The organism is Streptomyces sp. NBC_01446, assembly GCF_026340095.1.
GTDB lineage: Bacteria > Actinomycetota > Actinomycetes > Streptomycetales > Streptomycetaceae > Streptomyces > Streptomyces aureus.
Window position 1 is genome coordinate 240,430 of sequence record NZ_JAPEPO010000001.1, and the last position, 17,782, is coordinate 258,211.

General features: G+C 71.2%; 16 protein-coding genes. 4 read left to right on the forward strand and 12 right to left on the reverse strand.

Annotated elements, in window-relative coordinates; translation table 11 throughout:
- Positions 1-93 precede the first annotated feature (93 nt).
- Positions 94-744, forward strand: coding sequence for a zf-HC2 domain-containing protein (locus OG456_RS01115; RefSeq protein ID WP_266556285.1), 651 nt, complete (start codon positions 94-96; stop codon positions 742-744).
- Between the two features lie 46 nt (positions 745-790).
- On the opposite strand, the gene OG456_RS01120 is transcribed toward OG456_RS01115, so the two are convergent.
- The 3 genes from OG456_RS01120 to OG456_RS01130 form a co-directional block, all read right to left on the reverse strand.
- Positions 791-1,651 carry an Fpg/Nei family DNA glycosylase gene (locus OG456_RS01120; protein ID WP_266556287.1) on the reverse strand — a complete coding sequence of 287 codons (861 nt, stop codon included), beginning with the start codon at positions 1,649-1,651 and terminating at the stop codon, positions 791-793.
- Positions 1,652-1,709: 58 nt separating this feature from the next.
- A complete protein-coding gene (locus tag OG456_RS01125; protein ID WP_266556289.1) occupies positions 1,710-3,806 on the reverse strand; it encodes a SpoIIE family protein phosphatase in 2,097 nt (698 codons plus the stop codon).
- A 136-nt stretch (positions 3,807-3,942) separates the two neighbouring features.
- Positions 3,943-5,082, reverse strand: a complete 1,140-nt coding sequence (locus OG456_RS01130; protein WP_266556291.1) for a DUF6777 domain-containing protein — start codon at positions 5,080-5,082, stop codon at positions 3,943-3,945.
- Positions 5,083-5,198: 116 nt separating this feature from the next.
- Between OG456_RS01130 and OG456_RS01135 the strand changes: the two genes are divergently transcribed.
- A complete protein-coding gene (locus OG456_RS01135) occupies positions 5,199-6,629 on the forward strand; it encodes a lipase maturation factor family protein (protein ID WP_266556293.1) in 1,431 nt (476 codons plus the stop codon).
- Here OG456_RS01135 and OG456_RS01140 read toward each other — a convergent pair.
- Genes OG456_RS01140 through OG456_RS01175 form a run of 8 tightly spaced genes read right to left on the reverse strand, consistent with a single transcriptional unit; the run spans position 6,617 to position 14,553 of the window.
- Complete coding sequence (locus OG456_RS01140) at positions 6,617-7,462, reverse strand: amidohydrolase (protein WP_266556295.1); 846 nt, start codon at positions 7,460-7,462, stop codon at positions 6,617-6,619. The two genes, OG456_RS01135 and OG456_RS01140, sit on opposite strands and share 13 nt — an antisense overlap.
- Positions 7,462-7,773 (reverse strand): L-rhamnose mutarotase, encoded by a 312-nt coding sequence (locus tag OG456_RS01145; protein WP_266556297.1) that lies wholly within the window; start codon positions 7,771-7,773, stop codon positions 7,462-7,464. The genes OG456_RS01140 and OG456_RS01145 overlap by 1 nt, the downstream gene beginning before the upstream one ends.
- Entirely contained in the window at positions 7,770-8,765 is a 996-nt protein-coding gene (locus tag OG456_RS01150) for an aldo/keto reductase (RefSeq protein WP_266556299.1), read from the reverse strand. Before OG456_RS01150 ends, OG456_RS01145 begins: the two co-directional genes overlap by 4 nt.
- Before the next feature lie 5 nt (positions 8,766-8,770).
- Positions 8,771-9,526 (reverse strand): SDR family NAD(P)-dependent oxidoreductase, encoded by a 756-nt coding sequence (locus tag OG456_RS01155; protein WP_266568977.1) that lies wholly within the window; start codon positions 9,524-9,526, stop codon positions 8,771-8,773.
- 14 nt (positions 9,527-9,540) lie between these two features.
- Positions 9,541-10,896 carry an L-fuconate dehydratase gene (locus OG456_RS01160; protein WP_266556301.1) on the reverse strand — a complete coding sequence of 452 codons (1,356 nt, stop codon included), beginning with the start codon at positions 10,894-10,896 and terminating at the stop codon, positions 9,541-9,543.
- A 27-nt stretch (positions 10,897-10,923) separates the two neighbouring features.
- A complete protein-coding gene (locus OG456_RS01165) occupies positions 10,924-11,958 on the reverse strand; it encodes an ABC transporter permease (protein ID WP_266556303.1) in 1,035 nt (344 codons plus the stop codon).
- Positions 11,951-13,480, reverse strand: a complete 1,530-nt coding sequence (locus tag OG456_RS01170) for a sugar ABC transporter ATP-binding protein (RefSeq protein ID WP_266556305.1) — start codon at positions 13,478-13,480, stop codon at positions 11,951-11,953. The genes OG456_RS01165 and OG456_RS01170 overlap by 8 nt, the downstream gene beginning before the upstream one ends.
- Entirely contained in the window at positions 13,477-14,553 is a 1,077-nt protein-coding gene (locus OG456_RS01175; RefSeq protein WP_266556307.1) for a sugar ABC transporter substrate-binding protein, read from the reverse strand. The genes OG456_RS01170 and OG456_RS01175 overlap by 4 nt, the downstream gene beginning before the upstream one ends.
- 179 nt (positions 14,554-14,732) lie before the next feature.
- Between OG456_RS01175 and OG456_RS01180 the strand changes: the two genes are divergently transcribed.
- Positions 14,733-15,443 (forward strand): FadR/GntR family transcriptional regulator, encoded by a 711-nt coding sequence (locus tag OG456_RS01180; RefSeq protein WP_266556309.1) that lies wholly within the window; start codon positions 14,733-14,735, stop codon positions 15,441-15,443.
- Positions 15,444-15,464: 21 nt separating this feature from the next.
- Here the strand turns inward: OG456_RS01180 and OG456_RS01185 are convergent, their stop codons facing one another.
- Entirely contained in the window at positions 15,465-16,157 is a 693-nt protein-coding gene (locus tag OG456_RS01185) for a TetR/AcrR family transcriptional regulator (protein ID WP_266556311.1), read from the reverse strand.
- A 119-nt stretch (positions 16,158-16,276) separates the two neighbouring features.
- On the opposite strand from OG456_RS01185, the gene OG456_RS01190 reads away from it, so the two are divergent.
- Positions 16,277-17,755, forward strand: coding sequence for an APC family permease (locus tag OG456_RS01190; protein ID WP_266556313.1), 1,479 nt, complete (start codon positions 16,277-16,279; stop codon positions 17,753-17,755).
- Positions 17,756-17,782 lie beyond the last annotated feature (27 nt).

Here is a 17,782-nt window from a genome sequence, read left to right on the forward strand (position 1 = left end):
GACTTGAGTGATTCGGCGGCCGGTTGCGTACGGGAGGGCGAGCGGCACACACCGTCCGGTCAGAGGTCATACACGTACGACGCGAGGAACGGCATGAGGTCCCTGGATCGGCATCGCGACGTCGGCGCCTACGCGCTGGGCGTCCTCGACGAGGCGGACCGGTTCCGCTTCGAGGACCATCTCGGGCAGTGTCCCCGGTGCGTGGCGCGGGTCGGGGAGTTCGGGTCCACGACGGCGGCGCTGGCGCTGTACGCGCGGGCGACGCCGCCGGCCGTGGAGACCGTGGCCGAGGCGGGTCCCGTGCTTCTGGACGGACTGGTGTCGCGGATGGAGCGGGTGCGCCGGGCGGGGCGCAGGCGGTGGCTGTGTGCGATGGCGGCGGCGGTCGTGCTCGCCGTGGCGGGGCCGGGTGTTGTGGTCCTGGGCGGATCCGGCGACGGCGCCGTGCGGCTGGACGCGCGGGACGCGCGGACCGGGGTGTCGGCATCGGTGACGGCGTCCGGCCGCGAGTGGGGCACCGCGGTGGGGATCGAGGTCCGTGACGCGCGCGGTCCCCGCGTGTGCGAGCTGGTGGCCGTCGGCAAGGACGGTTCACGGCAGACGGTGACGACCTGGGCCGCGCGGGCCCATGACGCCGCGGCGACCACGACGCAGAGCGCGGTGGCGCTCCACCCTCAGGAGATCGCCCGCTTCGAGGTGCGGACCACGGACGGAACGCGTCTGGTGGCCATCCCTATGCGGTGAACCCCCGTTCCTGGCAGGCGACTTCGGGCAGCGTCCCCCAGGGCGTTCACTTCAGGAGCTTCGACATCCTGCGGTCCGCGAGCGGCTTGCCGCCCGTCTGGCAGGTCGCGCAGTACTGGAGCGACGAGTCGTGGAAGGACACCTCACGGATCGTGTCGCCGCACACCGGGCACTTCTCGCCCGCTCTGCCGTGCACCCGCAGCCCGCTCTTCTTCTCGGCCTTGAGCCGCCCGGCCGCGACGCCGCGGGAGCGCTCGACGGCCTCGGTCAGCGTGTCGCGCAGGGCCTTGTGGAGGACGGACACGTCGTCGGCGGTCAGGCTCGACGCGAGCTTGAAGGGGGACATCTTCGCGGCGTGCAGGATCTCGTCGCTGTACGCGTTCCCGATGCCCGCGATGAGGCTCTGGTCGCGCAGCGCCCCCTTGATCTGCCGCCGCTCGCCGTCCAGGAGGGCGGCGAAGCGCGCCTCGTCGAAGCCGTCGGCGAGCGGGTCGGGGCCGAGCCTCGCGATGCCGGGGACATCGGCCGGGTCATGGACGACGTACACCGCGAGGCTCTTCTGGGTGCCCGCCTCGGTGAGGTCGAAGCCCTCGCCGTCCTCCAGGGCGACGCGCAGGGCGAGCGGTCCCTTGCCGGGGCGCGGCGGGCCGTCGGGGAGCCGGTCCCTCCAGTGGAGCCAGCCCGCGCGGGCGAGGTGCGTGACGAGGTGCAGCCCGTCCGCGTCGAGGTCGAGGAACTTGCCGTGCCGCGTCACGCCCGTGACCGTGCGGCCCTCCAGGGCGGCGGGCGGCGGGTCGTACGTCTTCAGGACGCTCACGGCGACGGGCAGGACGCGGACGATCTCGTGCCCCACCAGGTGCTCGGTGAGGAAGTCCGTCAGCGCTTCGACCTCGGGAAGTTCCGGCATACGTCCAGAGTGCCACCGGGCACCGACAGCGCCAGGTGAGCCGTCACCGCGCCTGTGGTCAGTCCCTGGCCGGCACCACAAACTCGCACCACACGCACTTGCCGCTCCCCCGCGCCTCCACTCCCCACACGTCCGCGAGCCGGTCCACGAGGAGCAGACCGCGCCCCGAGACGCCGTCCTCGCCCGCCTCGCGGCGGCGCGGGAGCGCGCTGGAGGTGTCCTCGACGTCCACGCGCAGCCTGCGGTCGGACGCGGTGATCACGCGGAGGGTGACGACCGCGGGTCCGTCGGTGTGCATCAGCGCGTTGGTGATCATCTCGTCGGCGACGAGCTCGATCTCGTCCGCCCGCCCGCCGGCGCCCCAGGCCCGTACGGCGGCCCTGATCATGTGCCGGGCCTCTCTCAGGGCCTCGGGGTCGTTCGGCGCGACGTGCTGCTGGAGGCGGCCGCCCGACTGGGGCGCGCCGATGCCGCGCCGGCGCAGCAGGAGCAGGGCGACGTCGTCGTCACCGCCGCGTTCGTCGACGCTCTCACACAGCAGGTCGCCGAGGTCGCCGAGGTCGTGGGGGCCGCTGCTGACGAGGGCCGTGAGGGCCTGCAGTCCGTCGTCGAGGTCGGTTCCCGGCTGCTCGACGAGGCCGTCGGTGCACAGGATCAGTGCCTGGCCCGGGTCGAGTTCGACGGTCCCGACCGGGTATTCGAGCTGGCGGAACTCGGCGGAGAGGCCGAGCGGCAGGCCGCCGTCGACGGGCAGTCTGCGGCAGGTCCCGTCGGTGAGGCGCAGCAGCGGGTCCAGGTGTCCTGCGCGCACGAGCTGGACGACCCCGGTCGAGAGGTCGGCCTCCGCGTACAGGCAGGTCGCGAACCGCTCGGTGTCGAGTTCGTGGAGGAAGACGGAGGCGCGGGCCATGACGGTGGCGGGCGTGTGCCCTTCGGCGGCGTAGGCGCGCAGCACGATGCGCAACTGTCCCATGACGGCGGCGGCGTGGGTGTCGTGTCCCTGGACGTCGCCGATGACGGCGCCGACGCGTCCGCCGGGCAGCGGGATCACGTCGTACCAGTCGCCTCCGATGTCGCGGCCGAGGGCGGCCGAGCGGTAGCGGACGGCGATGTCGGCGCCGGAGACCGCGGGGATGGTGCGGGGCAGCATGGCCTGCTGGAGGCCCTGGGCGAGGTCCTTCTCCTGCTCGTAGAACATCGCGCGCTGGAGGCTCTGGGCGATGCTGCTGCCGAGGGCGACGAGGACGTTGCGCTCCTCTTCGGTGAAGCCGCGCTTGTCCATGTAGAGCAGGCCGAGCGCACCGATGGGGCGGGCCTGGGCGATGAGCGGCAGGTAGGCCGCGGCCGTGATCTCGAGCTGGGTGATGTGCGGCCACAGCAGCGGGTAGGACCGGGCGAAGTCGTCGGGGGAATCGATGAAGCGGGGCGCGAGGGTGCGCACGACGTCGCCCATGGGGTAGGGCTCGTCGATCCGCGTGACCTTGGTGCCGGGCACGAAGCTGCCCTCGGGCCCGTCGGCGACCAGGTGGATGCGGCCGGCCTTGACGAGGCCCATGACGAGGCTGGTCGCGCCGAGGTGCTGGAGGCCGTGGCTGTCCTTGAGGACGTCGATGACGTCCTGGACGGTGCGGGCGTGCGCGAGGGCGGCGGTGGTGCCCTGGACGACGCTGGTCTGGCGGCGGCGCAGGGCGTCCTGTTCGCGGCGGGCCGTGCTGTCGCTGAGTTCCTGGGTGGCGTCGCGGACGATGCCGATGATGCGGCGCGGGCGGCCGGTGTCGTCGCGCCTGATGTAGCCCTGGGTGTGGGTCCAGCGCATCCTGCCGTCGCGGCATTTGATGCGGAAGTAGGCGCCGTAGTTCTCGTTGCTGCTCTTGAGGGCCGTGGAGACGATTTCGTCGAGGCGGGTGGCCTCGGTCGGGGGGATGCGGATGTCGAGCGACTCGGGACGCCCGTCGTACTCGTCGGGGCGTACGTCGAAGATCTCGTGGGCCTTGGCGTCCATGTGCATCAGGCCGGTGTCGAGGTCCCAGTCGAAGCTGCCGATGCCCAGGTGGTCCCCGAACTCGGCGAGGAAGCAGCAGGCGGCGCCCCCTGTCGCCCTGCCGCAGTGCGTGCAGTCGATCGGCTCCCCGCCCCCCGTACCGGCGGCTTCCATGGGGCCACGCTAGGCGCAGCGCGAATCACTCGCATGCGGGGCACGGCGTACTCCGGACGGGCCTGGGCGCGCCCCGGAGCGCGCCGGGGGCCGTCGGTGCGGCGGCCACCGGCGCGCTTCGCCGGGACGGGGCCCGTCAGCTGTCGCTGACGTTCGCGGCGGACGGCAGGTCGGGGATGAGGCCGTTGCCGTCGGGCAGGTCGGGGCTGTCGGGGACGGTGTCCGGGCCGAGGTCGCTGGATCCGTCGCTGGGAGGCGCGTCCGTGGGGGTGCCGGTGTCGCCGGGCACGCTGGTCGGCGGGCTCGCGGGCTCAGAGGCCGGCGCCGACTTCTCCGAGGAGGGCGGCTCTGACGACGGGGGGCTGGCGCTGCTGGAGGAGTCCGGCGGGCCGGTGCTGCTGCTCGGGCTCGGCGACGTGGACGACGGCGGGGGCGACGTCGGGGGCGACGTCGGGGGCGACGCGGAACTGTCGGAGGGGTGGGGTTTCGGCATCGGGGGCGGCGGCACGCGCTTGTCGTGCTGCCCGTCGTCACCGACCTTCCGCTCGATCCACGTGTTGTTCGTGATGTTCACGATGACGATGTTCGTGATGACCTTCGGTGCCGGGGTGACGACCACGACCCGAGTGGGCCGGTAGCCGGACCACTGCTGCCCCTGGGTGTTCGGCGTCCCCCTGAACGCGACGGGCGGGCTCAGCGGATTGCCGCACGCGCACCGCACCCGTGGCATCCCGCGGTCGTCGACGAGGACGGCGGTGCCGGCCTGGAGCACGGACTGGTAGCTCGTCGCCTCTCCGGAGCGGTAGCCGTGGTTGGTGACGCGGGTGTCGGCGCGCAGGACGACCGGCGTGAGCCCGCGCAGGAAGCCGGGGACGGCGTCCGCGGAGATGCCTTCGGCGTCGGCGAAGGCGCGTTCCTTGGTCGGGTCCGCGGTGAGGAAGGTGACCTGCTTCTCGACGTCGCAGCTTCCGACGGACTGTGTGCCGCCGTAGAGGCCGGGGGTCGCACCGTCGACGGGGTGCATGCCCTGCGTGCTCGTGGAGGCGGTGCCGCTCGGTGACGGCGGCTGCGGCGTTCGGGTGACGGGCGCGGGGGTCTCGGTGGTCTTGGCGGTGGAGTCGGTGAACGGGTCGGGGCCCGTGCCGGCCACGGGCTGGAGGAAGAGCTCCCCCTTGCCGGCCGACGCGTTGTTGCCGCTGTCCCCCGAGCATCCGGCGACCAGGAGCGCGGCGGATATCGCCAGGGCAGCGACAAAGGTCCTGGTGGGTGAGCGCACCGTGTTCTCCCGCCTACATATGGGCACTTTGCCCCATTGTTTGCGGCAAAATCGGGCATCCCGCAAGCGCAATGCGATCCCGCACGCGCGTTGCGCCCCTCCGTCACACTGGAGAGGTGGAGTGGTTCAGCTCGCCCGGGTACTGGCTCGCCCGCCTGATCTTCCAGCGCGGTCTGGCCGCGCTGTATCTCGTGGCCTTCGTCGGGGCGGCGCTGCAGTTCCGGGCGCTGATCGGCGAGCGCGGGATGCTGCCGGTTCCGCGCTATCTGGCGCGGATGCCGTGGCGGCAGGCGCCGACCCTGTTCAGGGCGTACTACTCGGACCGGTTCTTCGCGGGCGTCGCCTGGGGCGGGGCCGCGGTGTCGGCCGCGCTCGTCGCGGGCCTCGCCGACCGGGTGCCCCTGTGGGCGGCCATGGCGCTGTGGGTGGTGCCGTGGGTGCTCTATCTGTCGATCGTGAACGTCGGGCAGACCTGGTACGCGTTCGGCTGGGAGTCACTCCTGCTGGAGGTGGGCTTCCTCGCCGTCTTCCTCGGCAACGAACGGGTGGCGCCACCGCTGCTCGTACTGCTGCTCCTGCGCTGGGTCCTCTTCCGCCTCGAGTTCGGCGCGGGCATGATCAAGATGCGCGGCGACGAGTGCTGGCGGAAGCTGACCTGCCTCTACTACCACCATGAGACACAGCCGATGCCGGGCCCGCTGAGCTGGTTCTTCCACCGGCTCCCGCGCCCCCTGCACCGCGTCGAGGCCGGGGCCAACCACGTGACCCAACTCGTCGTGCCCGTGTTCCTGTTCACCCCGCAGCCGATCGCGACGGGCGCGGCCTGCCTGATGATCCTCACCCAGCTGTGGCTGGTCCTCTCGGGCAACTTCTCTTGGCTGAACTGGCTGACGATCCTGCTCGCCGTGACGGCGGTGGACTTCTCCCTCCTGCGCGAGCCGCCACACCTGGCCGCCGCCCCGCTCTGGTACGAGTGCGTCGTCATCGCCGTCACCGCACTCGTCGTCGCGCTGAGCTACCACCCGGCACGCAACCTGCTGTCCCGGCGCCAGTCCATGAACCGCTCCTACGATTCTCTGCACCTCGTCAACGCGTACGGCGCCTTCGGTTCCGTCGGGCGCATCCGGGACGAGATCGTCATCGAGGGCACGGCCGACCCGGTGCCGCGCGAGGAATCCCGTTGGCTGGTCTACGAGTTCAAGGGAAAGCCGGGCGATCCGGAGCGCTGGCCACGCCAGTTCGCCCCCTATCATCTGCGGCTCGACTGGATGATGTGGTTCGCCGCGCTCTCCCCCATGTACGCGGAGTCCTGGTTCGGAGGCCTGGTGGAGCGCCTCCTCACCGGCGACCGCGACACCCTGCGGCTCCTGCGCCGCTCACCGTTCCCCGCCGACGCCCCGCCCACGTACGTCCGCGCCCGGCTCTACCGCTATCGCTTCACCACGTGGCGCGAGCTGCGGGCGACGGGTGCCTGCTGGGAGCGGACGTACGTACGCGAGTTCCTGGGGCCGACGCGGCTTGCCGCCTCCCGGACTCAGAGCTGGTAGACGCGGGTCGCCGTGCCCCCGAAGACCGCGTCACGCTCAGGGGTGGTCAGCGATCCCGTCAACTCCTGTGCTGCTTCCACGACATGCTCGTAGGTCGCGGCGAGGGTGCACACCGGCCAGTCCGAGCCGAACATCACGCGGTCGGGCCCGAACGCCTCCAGGACCGTGTCGGCGTACGGCCGCAGCAGGCCCGGCGTCCAGGTCTCCCAGTCGGCCTCGGTGACCAGGCCGGAGAGTTTGCAGACCGTGTTGGGGAGGGCCGCCAGCGCGCGCACGTCGTCGGCCCACGGCTCGGTGACGCCCGACGCGATGGGCGGCTTGCCGCAGTGGTCGAGGACGAAGGTGAGACCGGGCAGAGCGGCGGCCGCCGCCGCGCAGGCGGGGAGCTGGTTCGGCAGGACCACCAGGTCGTAGACCAGACCGGCGTCGGCGACGGCGTCGAGGCCCCGTCGTACGTCGGGCCGCAGCAGCCACTCGGGGTCGGGTTCCCCCTGGACCTGGTGGCGGATGCCCTTCAGGTAGCGTCCGCCCGGGAGTTCGGCGAGCCGGGCCAGGGCGTCGCCGATGTCCGGGCGCGTGAGGTCGGCCCAGCCGACCACTCCGGCCACGAGTTCGCTGTCGTGCGCGAGGGCGAGGAACTCCGGGGTCTCCTCCTCGACGGTGACGGTCTGCACGAGGACGGTGGCCGTGACACCGGACTTGCGCGCCAGGGGCGCCAGGTCGTCCAGCGTGAAGTCCCGCCGGATCGGGGCGAGTTCGTCACCGGTGATCCAGTCCTGATCGCGCACGGAGAGGTCCCAGACGTGATGGTGCGCGTCGACGATCGCGGGCATCACAGCTCCCAGACGACGGGCAGGCCCGCGTCGGCGCCGTCGGCCGAGTAGTCGTGCACGACATCGAGGAGTTCGGCCATGCGGGCCTGCCAGGCGATGTTCACCGGCAGCTTGTCCAGCTCGGCGAGCATGCGGGCGTAGTCCTCGCACTCCAGGACGTGGAACAGGTCGGTCCCGCTGCGCCAGATGGTCCACGACGTGGCACCGGCCGCGCGGATGGCCTTCCGGAGTTCGGCCGGAACCTCGCGGTGGGCGGTCTCGTACGCTTCGACGCGGTCGGCGCGGACCTTGGTGTGCAGGGCGATTCTCACGCGTGCTCCTCTCCGGGTACGGGGACACCGTCGGCAAGGAGTCCCCCGGCGCGGGCGTCCTTCCAGAACGCGGCCGGTACGGCGACGGTGAACTGCTGTGCGGTGTCCCGGACTTCGTGCGGCGAGCGGGCGCCGACCAGAACGCTCGACACCGCCGGATGACCGAACGGGAAGGCGAGCGCGGCCGCCCGCAGGGTGATGCCGTGCCGCTGCGCCACGTCCTTCAACCGGTAGGCACGGTCGAGGACTTCGCGGGGCGCCACCGCGTAGTCGTACGTCGCGCCGGGCCGCGGGTCGGCGAGGAGGCCGGAGTTGAACACGCCGCCGACAACGACCGACGTGCCGCGTACCTGCGCCTCGGGCAGCAGTTCCGTCAGCGCCCCCTGGTCGAGGAGGGTGTAGCGGCCCGCGCACAGGACGGCGTCCACATCGGTGTCGCGGACGAACCGGGTGAGCATCGCGGCCTGGTTCATGCCGACGCCGATCGCCCCGACGACACCCTCGGCGCGCAGCCGTTCAAGCGCAGGGTAGGCCTCGCGGAACGCCTGCTCACCGTGGTCGTCCGGGTCGTGCAGGTAGACGACGTCGACGCGGTCGAGGCCCAGCCGCGTCAGGCTGTCCTCCAGGGAGCGGCGCACTCCGTCCGCGCTGAAGTCCCAGACGCGGCGGTGCGTGGCGGGCACGGCGAACCCGTTCTCCAGGTCGTCGCCCCCACTCTCCCCGGCCGGTACGAGGAGGCGTCCCGCCTTGGTGGAGACGGTGTACGCCGACCGGTCCCGGGCCGCGAGTGCCTCGCCGAGGCGCCGCTCGGACAGGCCGATGCCGTAGTGCGGGGCCGTGTCGAAGTAGCGGATGCCCGCGTCCCAGGCCGCGTCGACAGCGGACCGGGCCTCCTCGTCGGTGACGGGCGCGTACAGGTTGCCGATGCCGGCGGCGCCGAAGGACAGCTCGGTGACGTCCACGCCGCGCCGGCCCAGGGTGCGGGTACGCATGGCGGTCACTGGCCCGCGGGGCGCAGCCGCAGCCCCTGCATCCCCCCGTCGACGGCCAGGGCGGTGCCCGTGGTGGCGCCGGACAGCGGGCTCGCCAGGTACGCGACGGCGCCCGCGACTTCGGCGGCGGAGACAAGGCGGCCCGTGGGCTGACGGGATGCGAGGGCCGCGCGTTCGGCGGCCGGGTCGGGGGCGGCGGACAGCAGCCGGCCGACCCATGGGGTGTCCACAGTTCCCGGGTTGACGCAGTTGACGCGTACCCCTTCGCGGACGTGGTCGGCGGCCATGGCGAGCGTCAGGGAGTACACGGCGCCCTTCGACGCCGAGTACAGGGCGCGCTGCGGGAGGCCGGCCGTCGCGGCGATGGAGCAGGTGTTGACGATCGCCGCGTGCGCGGAGTCCCTCAGGTGGGGCAGGGCCGCGCGCGTGGTGCGGACGATGCCGAGGACGTTGACGTCGAGGACGCGGTGCCACTGGTCGTCGTCGTTGTCCTCGACGGTGCCCTGGGCGCCGATGCCCGCGTTGTTGACGAGGACGTCGAGGCCGCCGAGGTCCGCCACGGCGGCGGCCACGGCGGCGCGGACGGAGGCGTCGTCGCTGACGTCGGCGGTGTAGCCGCGCAGCGGCTTGTCGACGCTGCCCGGGTCGAGGTCGAGCACGGCGACGCTCGCGCCACGGGCGGCGAGGAGTTCGGCGGTGGCCCGGCCGATCCCGGACGCTCCGCCGGTGACGAGGGCCCTGAGCCCCGCGAAGTCCTGCACGTCGCTGGCGTCGGTCATGCCGCTGCACCCTTCTGGTCGGTGGTGCCCTGCCGGGCGAGGTCGGCGGCCCAGAACGCGCCGTCGGGGTAGGTGTACTCCGCGATGGACTCGGGCCGCATCGCGGCGGAGAAACCGGGCGCGGTCGGCGCCGTGTAATGGCCGTCGCGCATCACGACGGGGTCGATGAAGTGGCCGTGCAGATGGTCGACGTACTCGATGACGCGGTCCTGCGTGGTGCCCGCGACGGCGACGTAGTCGAACATCGAGAGGTGCTGCACGAGTTCGCACAGGCCGACGCCGCCCGCGTGCGGGCACACGGGGACGCCGAACTTGGCAGCGAGCAGCAGGATGGCGAGGTTCTCGTTGACGCCGCCGACGCGGGCCGCATCGATCTGCAGGATGTCGATGGCGCCGGCCTGGAGGAGCTGCTTGAAGATGATGCGGTTCTGGACGTGCTCGCCGGTGGCGACCTTCACGGGCGCGACGGCCCTGCGGATCGCGGCGTGACCGAGGACGTCGTCGGGGCTGGTCGGCTCCTCCACCCAGTACGGGTCGAACTCGGCGAGCGCCTTGGTCCACTCGATGGCCTCGCCGACGTTCCACCGCTGGTTGGCGTCGATCGCCATGCGGATGTCCGGGCCGATCACCGAGCGGGCGGTGCGGCAGCGCCGGATGTCGTCGGCGAGGTCCGCGCCGACCTTCAGCTTGATCTGCCGGAAGCCGTCGGCGACGGCCTGCCGGGCGAGCCGGCCGAGCTTCTCGTCGGAGTAGCCGAGCCAGCCGGGTGACGTGGTGTAGCCGGGGAAGCCGCGCTCGCGCAGGGCACTCTCGCGTTCCGCCGCGCCCTCGCGGCCCGATGTGAGGAGCGCGAGGGCGTCGTCGGGGGTGAGCGCGTCGGCGATGTAGCGGAAGTCGATCTGCGAGACGAGCCACTCGGGCGGCGCGTCGGCGAGGAACTGCCACAGCGGCTTGCGGGCGCGCTTGGCCGCCAGGTCCCACACGGCGTTGACGACGGCACCGATCGCCATGTGCATCACGCCCTTCTCGGGACCGAGCCAGCGGAGCTGGCTGTCGCCGATCAGGTCGCGGTTCAACGTCCCCGGGTCGGCGCACAGTTCGTCGACCCCTCGGCCGACGACGTGGTGCCGCAGGGCGTCGATCGCGGCGACCTGGACATCGTTGCCGCGACCGATGGTGAACGTGAATCCGTGCCCCTCGACTCCGTCGGCGGCGTCGGTGCGGAGCACGACGTAGGCGGCGGAGTAGTCGGGGTCCGGGTTCATGGCGTCGGATCCGTCCAGCTCCCTGGAGGTCGGGAACCGGATGTCGAAAGTGTCAACCGCGATGATTCTGGCGGTAGTTGGAGACACGGATGGCCTTTCTTGCTGAGGCGGGGGTCAGTCCTGGGCGCGGCCGGTCGTCACACGGGCGATCATCAGGGCGAGGAGGATGATTCCGCCGTAGATGGCCTGGATCCAGAACGACGGAACCTGGGCGAGGGTCAGCAGGTTCTGGACGACACCGAGCAGCAGGACGCCGGTGAGCGCGCCGAACATGGTGCCCTTGCCGCCGTCGAGGCTGATGCCGCCGATGACCGCCGCCGCGAACACGGTGAAGATCATGTTGTTGCCCTGGTTGGCACTGATCGCTCCGACGTAGCCGGTCTGCATGATCCCGCCGACCGAGGCGAGGACGCCCGCGACGACGAACACGCCGAGCATCACGCGCTCGACGCGGATTCCCGCCGCGCGTGCGGCGTCGGCGTTGCCGCCGATCGCGTACATTGCGCGGCCGATCCGGTGGTACTTCAGGATGAGACCCACCACGCCGAAGGCGACGGCGGCCAGCCATACCGACATCGGGATGCGCAGGAACGTCGTGGTGGCGAGGGAGAAGAACGCGTCGGGCATCCCGAACAGCGTCTTGCCCTTGGTCGCGCCGACGAGCAGTCCGCGCAGGACGATCAGCATCGCCAGCGTCACGATGAAGGCGTTGAGCTTGAACTTCACGACGAGGATGCCGTTGAAGGCCCCGATCACCGCGCCCACGACGAGGATCGCGAGCAGCGCGAGCACGGTCGGGAACTCGGTGCCGAATCCGGACTGGGAGACCGGCAGGACGAGCAGGGCGCCGACGGCGGGCGCGATGCCGACCACCGACTCCAGGGACAGGTCGAACTTGCCCGTGATCAGGACGAGCGACTCGGCGAGCACGACCATCGCGAGGGCTGCGGACGCGCCGAGGATGGAGATCAGGTTGCGTTCGGTGAGGAACGAGTCGTTGACGACCGCTCCGAGCACCATCAGCAGCAACAGAGCGGGCACCAGGGCGAGTTCGCGCGCCCGGCGCAGCAGGACATTCTTCGCGTAGCCCTTGCCGGGCAGCCGTACAGGGGTGGCTGGTGAGGCCGACGGGGCCTTGATGTCAGCCATGGTCCACTCCTTCGATGGAGGCGATCAGCTCGTGGTCGTTCCAGCCGGCCGCGTGCTCGGCGACGACCTTCCCGTGGAAGAGGACGAGGACCCGGTCGCAGCGGCGCAGGTCGTCGAGCTCGTCGGAGACGACGAGGACCGCGGTGCCGTCCTCGCGGGCGCTGTCCATGCGGGACAGCAGGGACTCCTTGGACTTCACGTCGACGCCCGCGGTGGGGTTGATGAGGACGAGAAGGCGGGGGTCGGAGGCGAGGGCGCGGGCCATGACGACCTTCTGGGCGTTGCCGCCGGAGAGGTCGGACACGGGCTGGTCGGGGCCCTCCGCATGGATGTCGAGGCGGTCGATGAGGTCGGCGGCGAAGCGGCGCTTGCGGTCGGTGCCGACGAAGCCGTAGCGGCCCAGGCGCCCGAGGACGCTCATGGTGGCGTTGTCGCCGATCGTCATGCCGGTGACGAGTCCCTGGTCGTGCCGGTCGCGCGGCACGCAGCCGACGCCCGCCGCGAGCGCGGCGCCGACATCACCGAACGGCAGCTTCCTGCCGTCCAGTCGGGCTGTTCCGGCGGTCGGCGTGTGCAGTCCGGCGAACGCCTCGGCGAGCTGGATCTTGCCGCTGCCGCTCGATCCGGCGAGCCCGACGACCTCGCCGCTGCGGATGGCCAGGTCGACGTCGTGGTACGCCTCCGAGGTGAGGCCGCGCGCGTCGAGGAGGACGGTGGCGTCGGGCTCGTGTTCCACGGCAGCGCGGGCGGCCGCGCGCTCCTCGGCGATGACCTCGCCGGCCATCGCCTCCACCAGTGCGGCGCGCGGCAGTTCCGCGACGGGCGCCGTGGTGATCCAGCGGGCGTCGCGCAGCACGGTGACCGTCTGGCAGACCTCGTACACCTCCTGGAGATGGTGCGAGATGAACAGGAACGTGACGCCGGATTCCTGGAGGGCCCGCATGCGGGTGAAGAGGCGCTCGATCTCGCGGTTGTCGAGCTGTGCGGTGGGCTCGTCGAGGACGATGAAGCGGGCGCCGCCGCTCAACGCCCGTGCGATCTCCACCATTTGGCGGTCCTCGACCTTGAGGTCGGCGGTGCGGGCGTCGGGGTCGACGTGGATGTCCCAGGTGTCGAGGACCTGCGCGGCCTCCTCCTGGAGCTTGCGCCAGGAGAAGAAGCCGCGGCGGCTGCCGGGCTGCCGGTTGATGAAGAGGTTCTCGGCGACCGTGAGTTCGGGTACGACGGTCGGCTTCTGGTAGACGCAGGCGACCTTGGCGCGCCAGGCGTCGCGGTCGCTGAGCGGGGGCGCGGGCTCGCCGTCGAACAGGAGGGTGCCCGCGTCCGGTGCCTGGAGGCCGGTGAGGACCGTGACCAGGGTGGACTTCCCGGCGCCGTTACGGCCCACGAGGGCGTGGGACTCGCCGGGCAGGACGGTCAGGCGACCGTCCTGCAGGGCGACCGTGGGACCGTACCGCTTGGCGATGCCCGACGCCTCGACCAGCGGCCTGACCGCCGGCGTGGTTGTCGTCGAGATGCTCATTTGACCGTGTTTCCCCAGAGCTTCGGGTCGTCGACGTTGTCCTTGGTGACGAGCGGCGCGGGCAGCTGGTCCTCGAGGATGCCGCTGGGCAGCTTGACGATCTCCGAGTCGTGGTCGGTGGGACCGGGCTTGAACGTCTTCCCCTGCATCGCCGCCTTGATGTAGTACATGCCGTACTTGGCGTAGGCGTCGGCGGGCTGGGAGACGGTCGCGTCGATCTGGCCCTTGCGGATCGCGGCGAACTCCTGCGGGATGCCGTCGTTCGAGACGATCGTGATGTGGCCCTTCTCGCCGGTCTTCTTCAGCAGGCCCTTGGACTTGAGGGTCTGCAGGGTGGGCGCGAGGTAGACGCCGCCCGCCTGCATGTAGATGCCCTTGAGGTCGGGATTGGCGTTGAGGAGGGTGTCCAGCTTGGACGCGGCGGTGTCGGACTCCCACTTGGCGGGGATCTCCAGGACCTTGAGGTCCGGGTACTTCTTCTTGACGCAGTCGCGGAAGGCCTGCGAGCGCTCGCGGCCGTTCACGGAGGCGAGGTCACCCATGATCTGGACGACCTTGCCGGTCTTGACCTGCTGGCCGAGGTACTCGCAGGCCTTCTCGCCGTACGCGACGTTGTTGGCGCGTACGACCATGGCGACCTTGCCCTTCTCGGGCGCGACGTCCACGGCAACGACGGGGACGCCCTTGCGCTCGGCCTGGTCGAGGCCGGCGGAGATCGCGGCGCTGTCGAGGGGCGCGACTACGAGGCCCTTGACGCCCTGGTTGAGCTGGTTGTTGATGTCCGTGATCTGCTGCGAGGGGTCACTGTTGGAGTTGACGGTCTTGAGCGCGTCCACGCTCTCGGACTTCGCCATCTTCGGCACGTAGTCGTTGTACGACTGCCAGAACGGCGAGGTGAGCAGGGGCAGGATGACCCCGACCTTGCCCTTTCCGTCGCCCCCGCCCTTGCCGCCGGAGGCGACGTCGTCCTTCGTGCTGCCGCACGCGGAGAGCACCAGGGCGGCGCAAGCGGCGACCGCCGCCGCGCCGACGATCCGCGACCTGTTCCGCTTGCGCACTGTTCTGCCGGCCATCTGACGGCTCCTCATCGAGCGAGATCGAGCGACTTCTGGTACCTGATGGCGGAAATATTTATCAGACCACTTGGCGGCCACGACACCCCTTGGCGCCAACTTTTCCGCGTTTCAAGCCGTAGTGGTCGGACCACATCTCTGGCTAGACTGCGGCGCACCCGGCCAATTGAGGAGCGTCCGTGGAACAGACCGCCCCGCAGAAGGGCACCGTGACGCAGCGGGCCATCGAGCAGATCAAGGCGATGATCGGCGAGGGACTGCTGGAGCCGGGCCAGCGGCTGCCGACGGAGCGCGATCTGGCCACCCAGCTCGGCATCTCGCGCAGCTCCATGCGTGAGGCGATCAGGGCGCTCACGGTCCTCGGCGTCCTGGAGGCGCGGCACGGATCCGGCATCTACGTCACGCAGTTGAACGCCGGGGATCTCCTGGAGACCTTCGGCGTCGTCGCGGATCTCTCGCGCGGCGCGCGGCTCGTGGAGCTGATGGAGGTGCGCCGCGTGCTCGAGTCGACCGCGACCGCGCTGGCGGCCGCGCGCATCACGCCGGAGCAACTCGCCGAGGTGGAGCTGCACTTGGCGGCGATGGCGGCGACGGACGACCCCGAGGAGATCCTCTCCCACGACCTCGCGTTCCACCGGGTCATCGCCACGGCCGCGGGCAACGACACGATGGCCGCGATCCTGGAGGGGCTGTCGTCACGGACGTTCCGGGCCCGCGTGTGGCGCGGCTACCAGGAAGAGGGCGCCTTCGAGCGCACGGGCCGCGAGCACGCCCGTATCCACCGCGCGCTGGTCGCCCGCGACCCGGAGGCGGCGCGCGCCGCGGCGGCGGCCCATGTGGGCGAGGTCGAGGCCTGGATGCGCAGCCAGCTCGACGCCGAACCGGCCTGACCGCCCCCGCAAGAAGGAGGGTCAGCGCGGCGCCTGTGCTGCCAGCGCCGAGAGCAGGAGCCCGAGGGCCGTCTCGAAGGAGCTCTCCGCCATCAGGGGCAAGTGCTCGCGCACGGCGTCGAGTTGGGGGTACGTGTCCGCCGGGAGCGACTGGTACGTGTCCGTCCAGGCGCTGTGGTCCTGGGCGCGCCGCTCGGGCGGCAGCGCCAGATGGGAGGCGTCCAGGGCCGCGTGCCCCAGCGCCGTGTCGACGAACGCCGCGTAGTACCGCACGGCCGTGGCCGCGTCGAAGCCAGCGCTCCGCAGCAGCCCGATTCCCGTCTCCACCGCCTTGACCTCGTTGATCCGACGCGTCACCCGGTACGCGGCCATGGCGGCGATCCGCGGGTGCTCGCTGTAGGCGCGATGGATCCGTCGCGCCATGGTCCGCAGGTCCGCGACCCAGTCGTCGCCCCGCGTGAAGCCGGCCATGCTCTCGCCGATGATCCGGTCGGCGACGGCCAGGAGCAAGTCGTCCGTGTTGTGGAAGTAGCGGTAGACCGCGCTCGGGTCGCAGCCGAGCGCGGCGCCCAGCCTGCGCACGCTCAGCGCGTCGGGCCCGTGCTGGCCGACCAGGCGCAGGGCGCAGTCGACGATCAGGTCGGCGGAGAGCAGCACCCCCGACTTGGTCGGCTTGCGGCGCCGCCGCTCCACCGGAATCCGCCCTTCGGTCATACCGAATCCCCTTCCGTCCGCGCTGCCCGTTCGCCTTATGTCAACACCATTGACGCAACATTGACAAGGCCTGTTTGATCGCACCCTCCCTCCCCTCCTCCGGTTTCAGGAGTGTCCGAATGAGCAGCGAACCCCCTGGCCTGCGCCGTTCCCTCGGTGTCGTCGACGGCGTCGCCATCGCCGCGTCCAGCACCGCCGCCACCACCAGCATCGGAATCGGCATGGGTGCGCTCGCCGCGACGGTGGGCCTCCAGGCCCCGGCGATCCTGCTCGTGGCGTTCCTTCCGATCCTCGGCATCGCCTCCGCGTACGCCCGCCTCAACCGCTCCGAGCCGAACATGGGCAGCGGCTATGTGTGGGTCGGCAAGTCGCTCGGCCCGTGGCCCGGCTTCATCACGGGCTGGGTCACCCTGATCGGCACGGTCATCTTCATGGCGTACACCAGCGCCGTGACCGGGTCGGTCTTCCTCCAGTTCGCGACTAAAGCAGGCTGGCACCACGCCCTCGGACTCACGCTGGACCCGAACTCGACGGCCCTGAGCACCGTGGTCGGCCTCCTGGTCCTGGCCGTCGTGACGTACACGGCGATCACCGGCGTCCGCAAGGCCACCCGGCTCCAGACCTGGCTGCTCGTCTTCGAGTACACGGTCCTGCTGGCGTTCTGCGGCTGGGCCCTGGTGTCGGGCGGCCACGCCTTCCAGTGGTCGTGGCTGAACCCCTTCGCGATCCACGACGGCACAGCCTTCGCACAGGGCCTCGTCCTCGCGGTGTTCTTCTTCTGGGGCTGGGACGCGGCGTTCAGCGTCACCGAAGAGACCAAGAACGTGCGGGACGCGGGCCGGGGCGGCTTCATCGCGCTGTTCACGATGCTCGCGATGTTCCTCTACGGTGCCCTGGCCTTCCAGCGCGAGATGAGCCTGCCCGAGCTGGTCGCCCAGGGCCCGCAGGGCCTGACGTATCTGGGCGCGAAGCTCGCCGACGAGCCGTGGGCGACGCTGCCACTGCTCGCGCTGATGTTCTCCGCGGTGGCCTCGCTCCAGTCGAGCGTCATCCCGACGGCCCGCGGCCTCCTCGCCATGGGCCGCGACCGCACGATGGGCCAGGTATGGACCCGCATCAGCCCGCGTTACGGGTCCCCGGCCCTGGGCACGGTCCTCATCATGTCGATCTCAGCCGCGGTCTCCGTGCTCGCACTGGCCATCCCCAAGCTCAACGAGATGATCCTCGCCGCCGTCAACTCCATCGGCCTGGTCGTCGCCCTGTACTACGGCCTGACGGCGCTCGCCTGCGCGGTCCGCTTCCGCGCCGCCCTGCGCGGTCCGCTGTCCGGTGCGCTGCGCGCGGTCGTGGCCCCCGGGGTCAGCGGCATCGCGCTCCTCGGGATCGGCGTCTACCTCGCCCGCTCGTACGTGACGATGAGCGACAGCTTCGAACTCAGCCCGGACAACGGGTGGTTCATGCTGTCGGTACCGGTCGCCATCGTCGCGTCCGGCCTGGTGATGGCCGCGTACGCCAAGTACGTGCGCCGCTCCCCGTACTTCACCAAGGGCGGTGCCACCGCTCCCGAGACGGTCCCCCTGACCGCCGAACGTTCCTGACCAGCCCCCGTCCCCTCACCGCAAGGA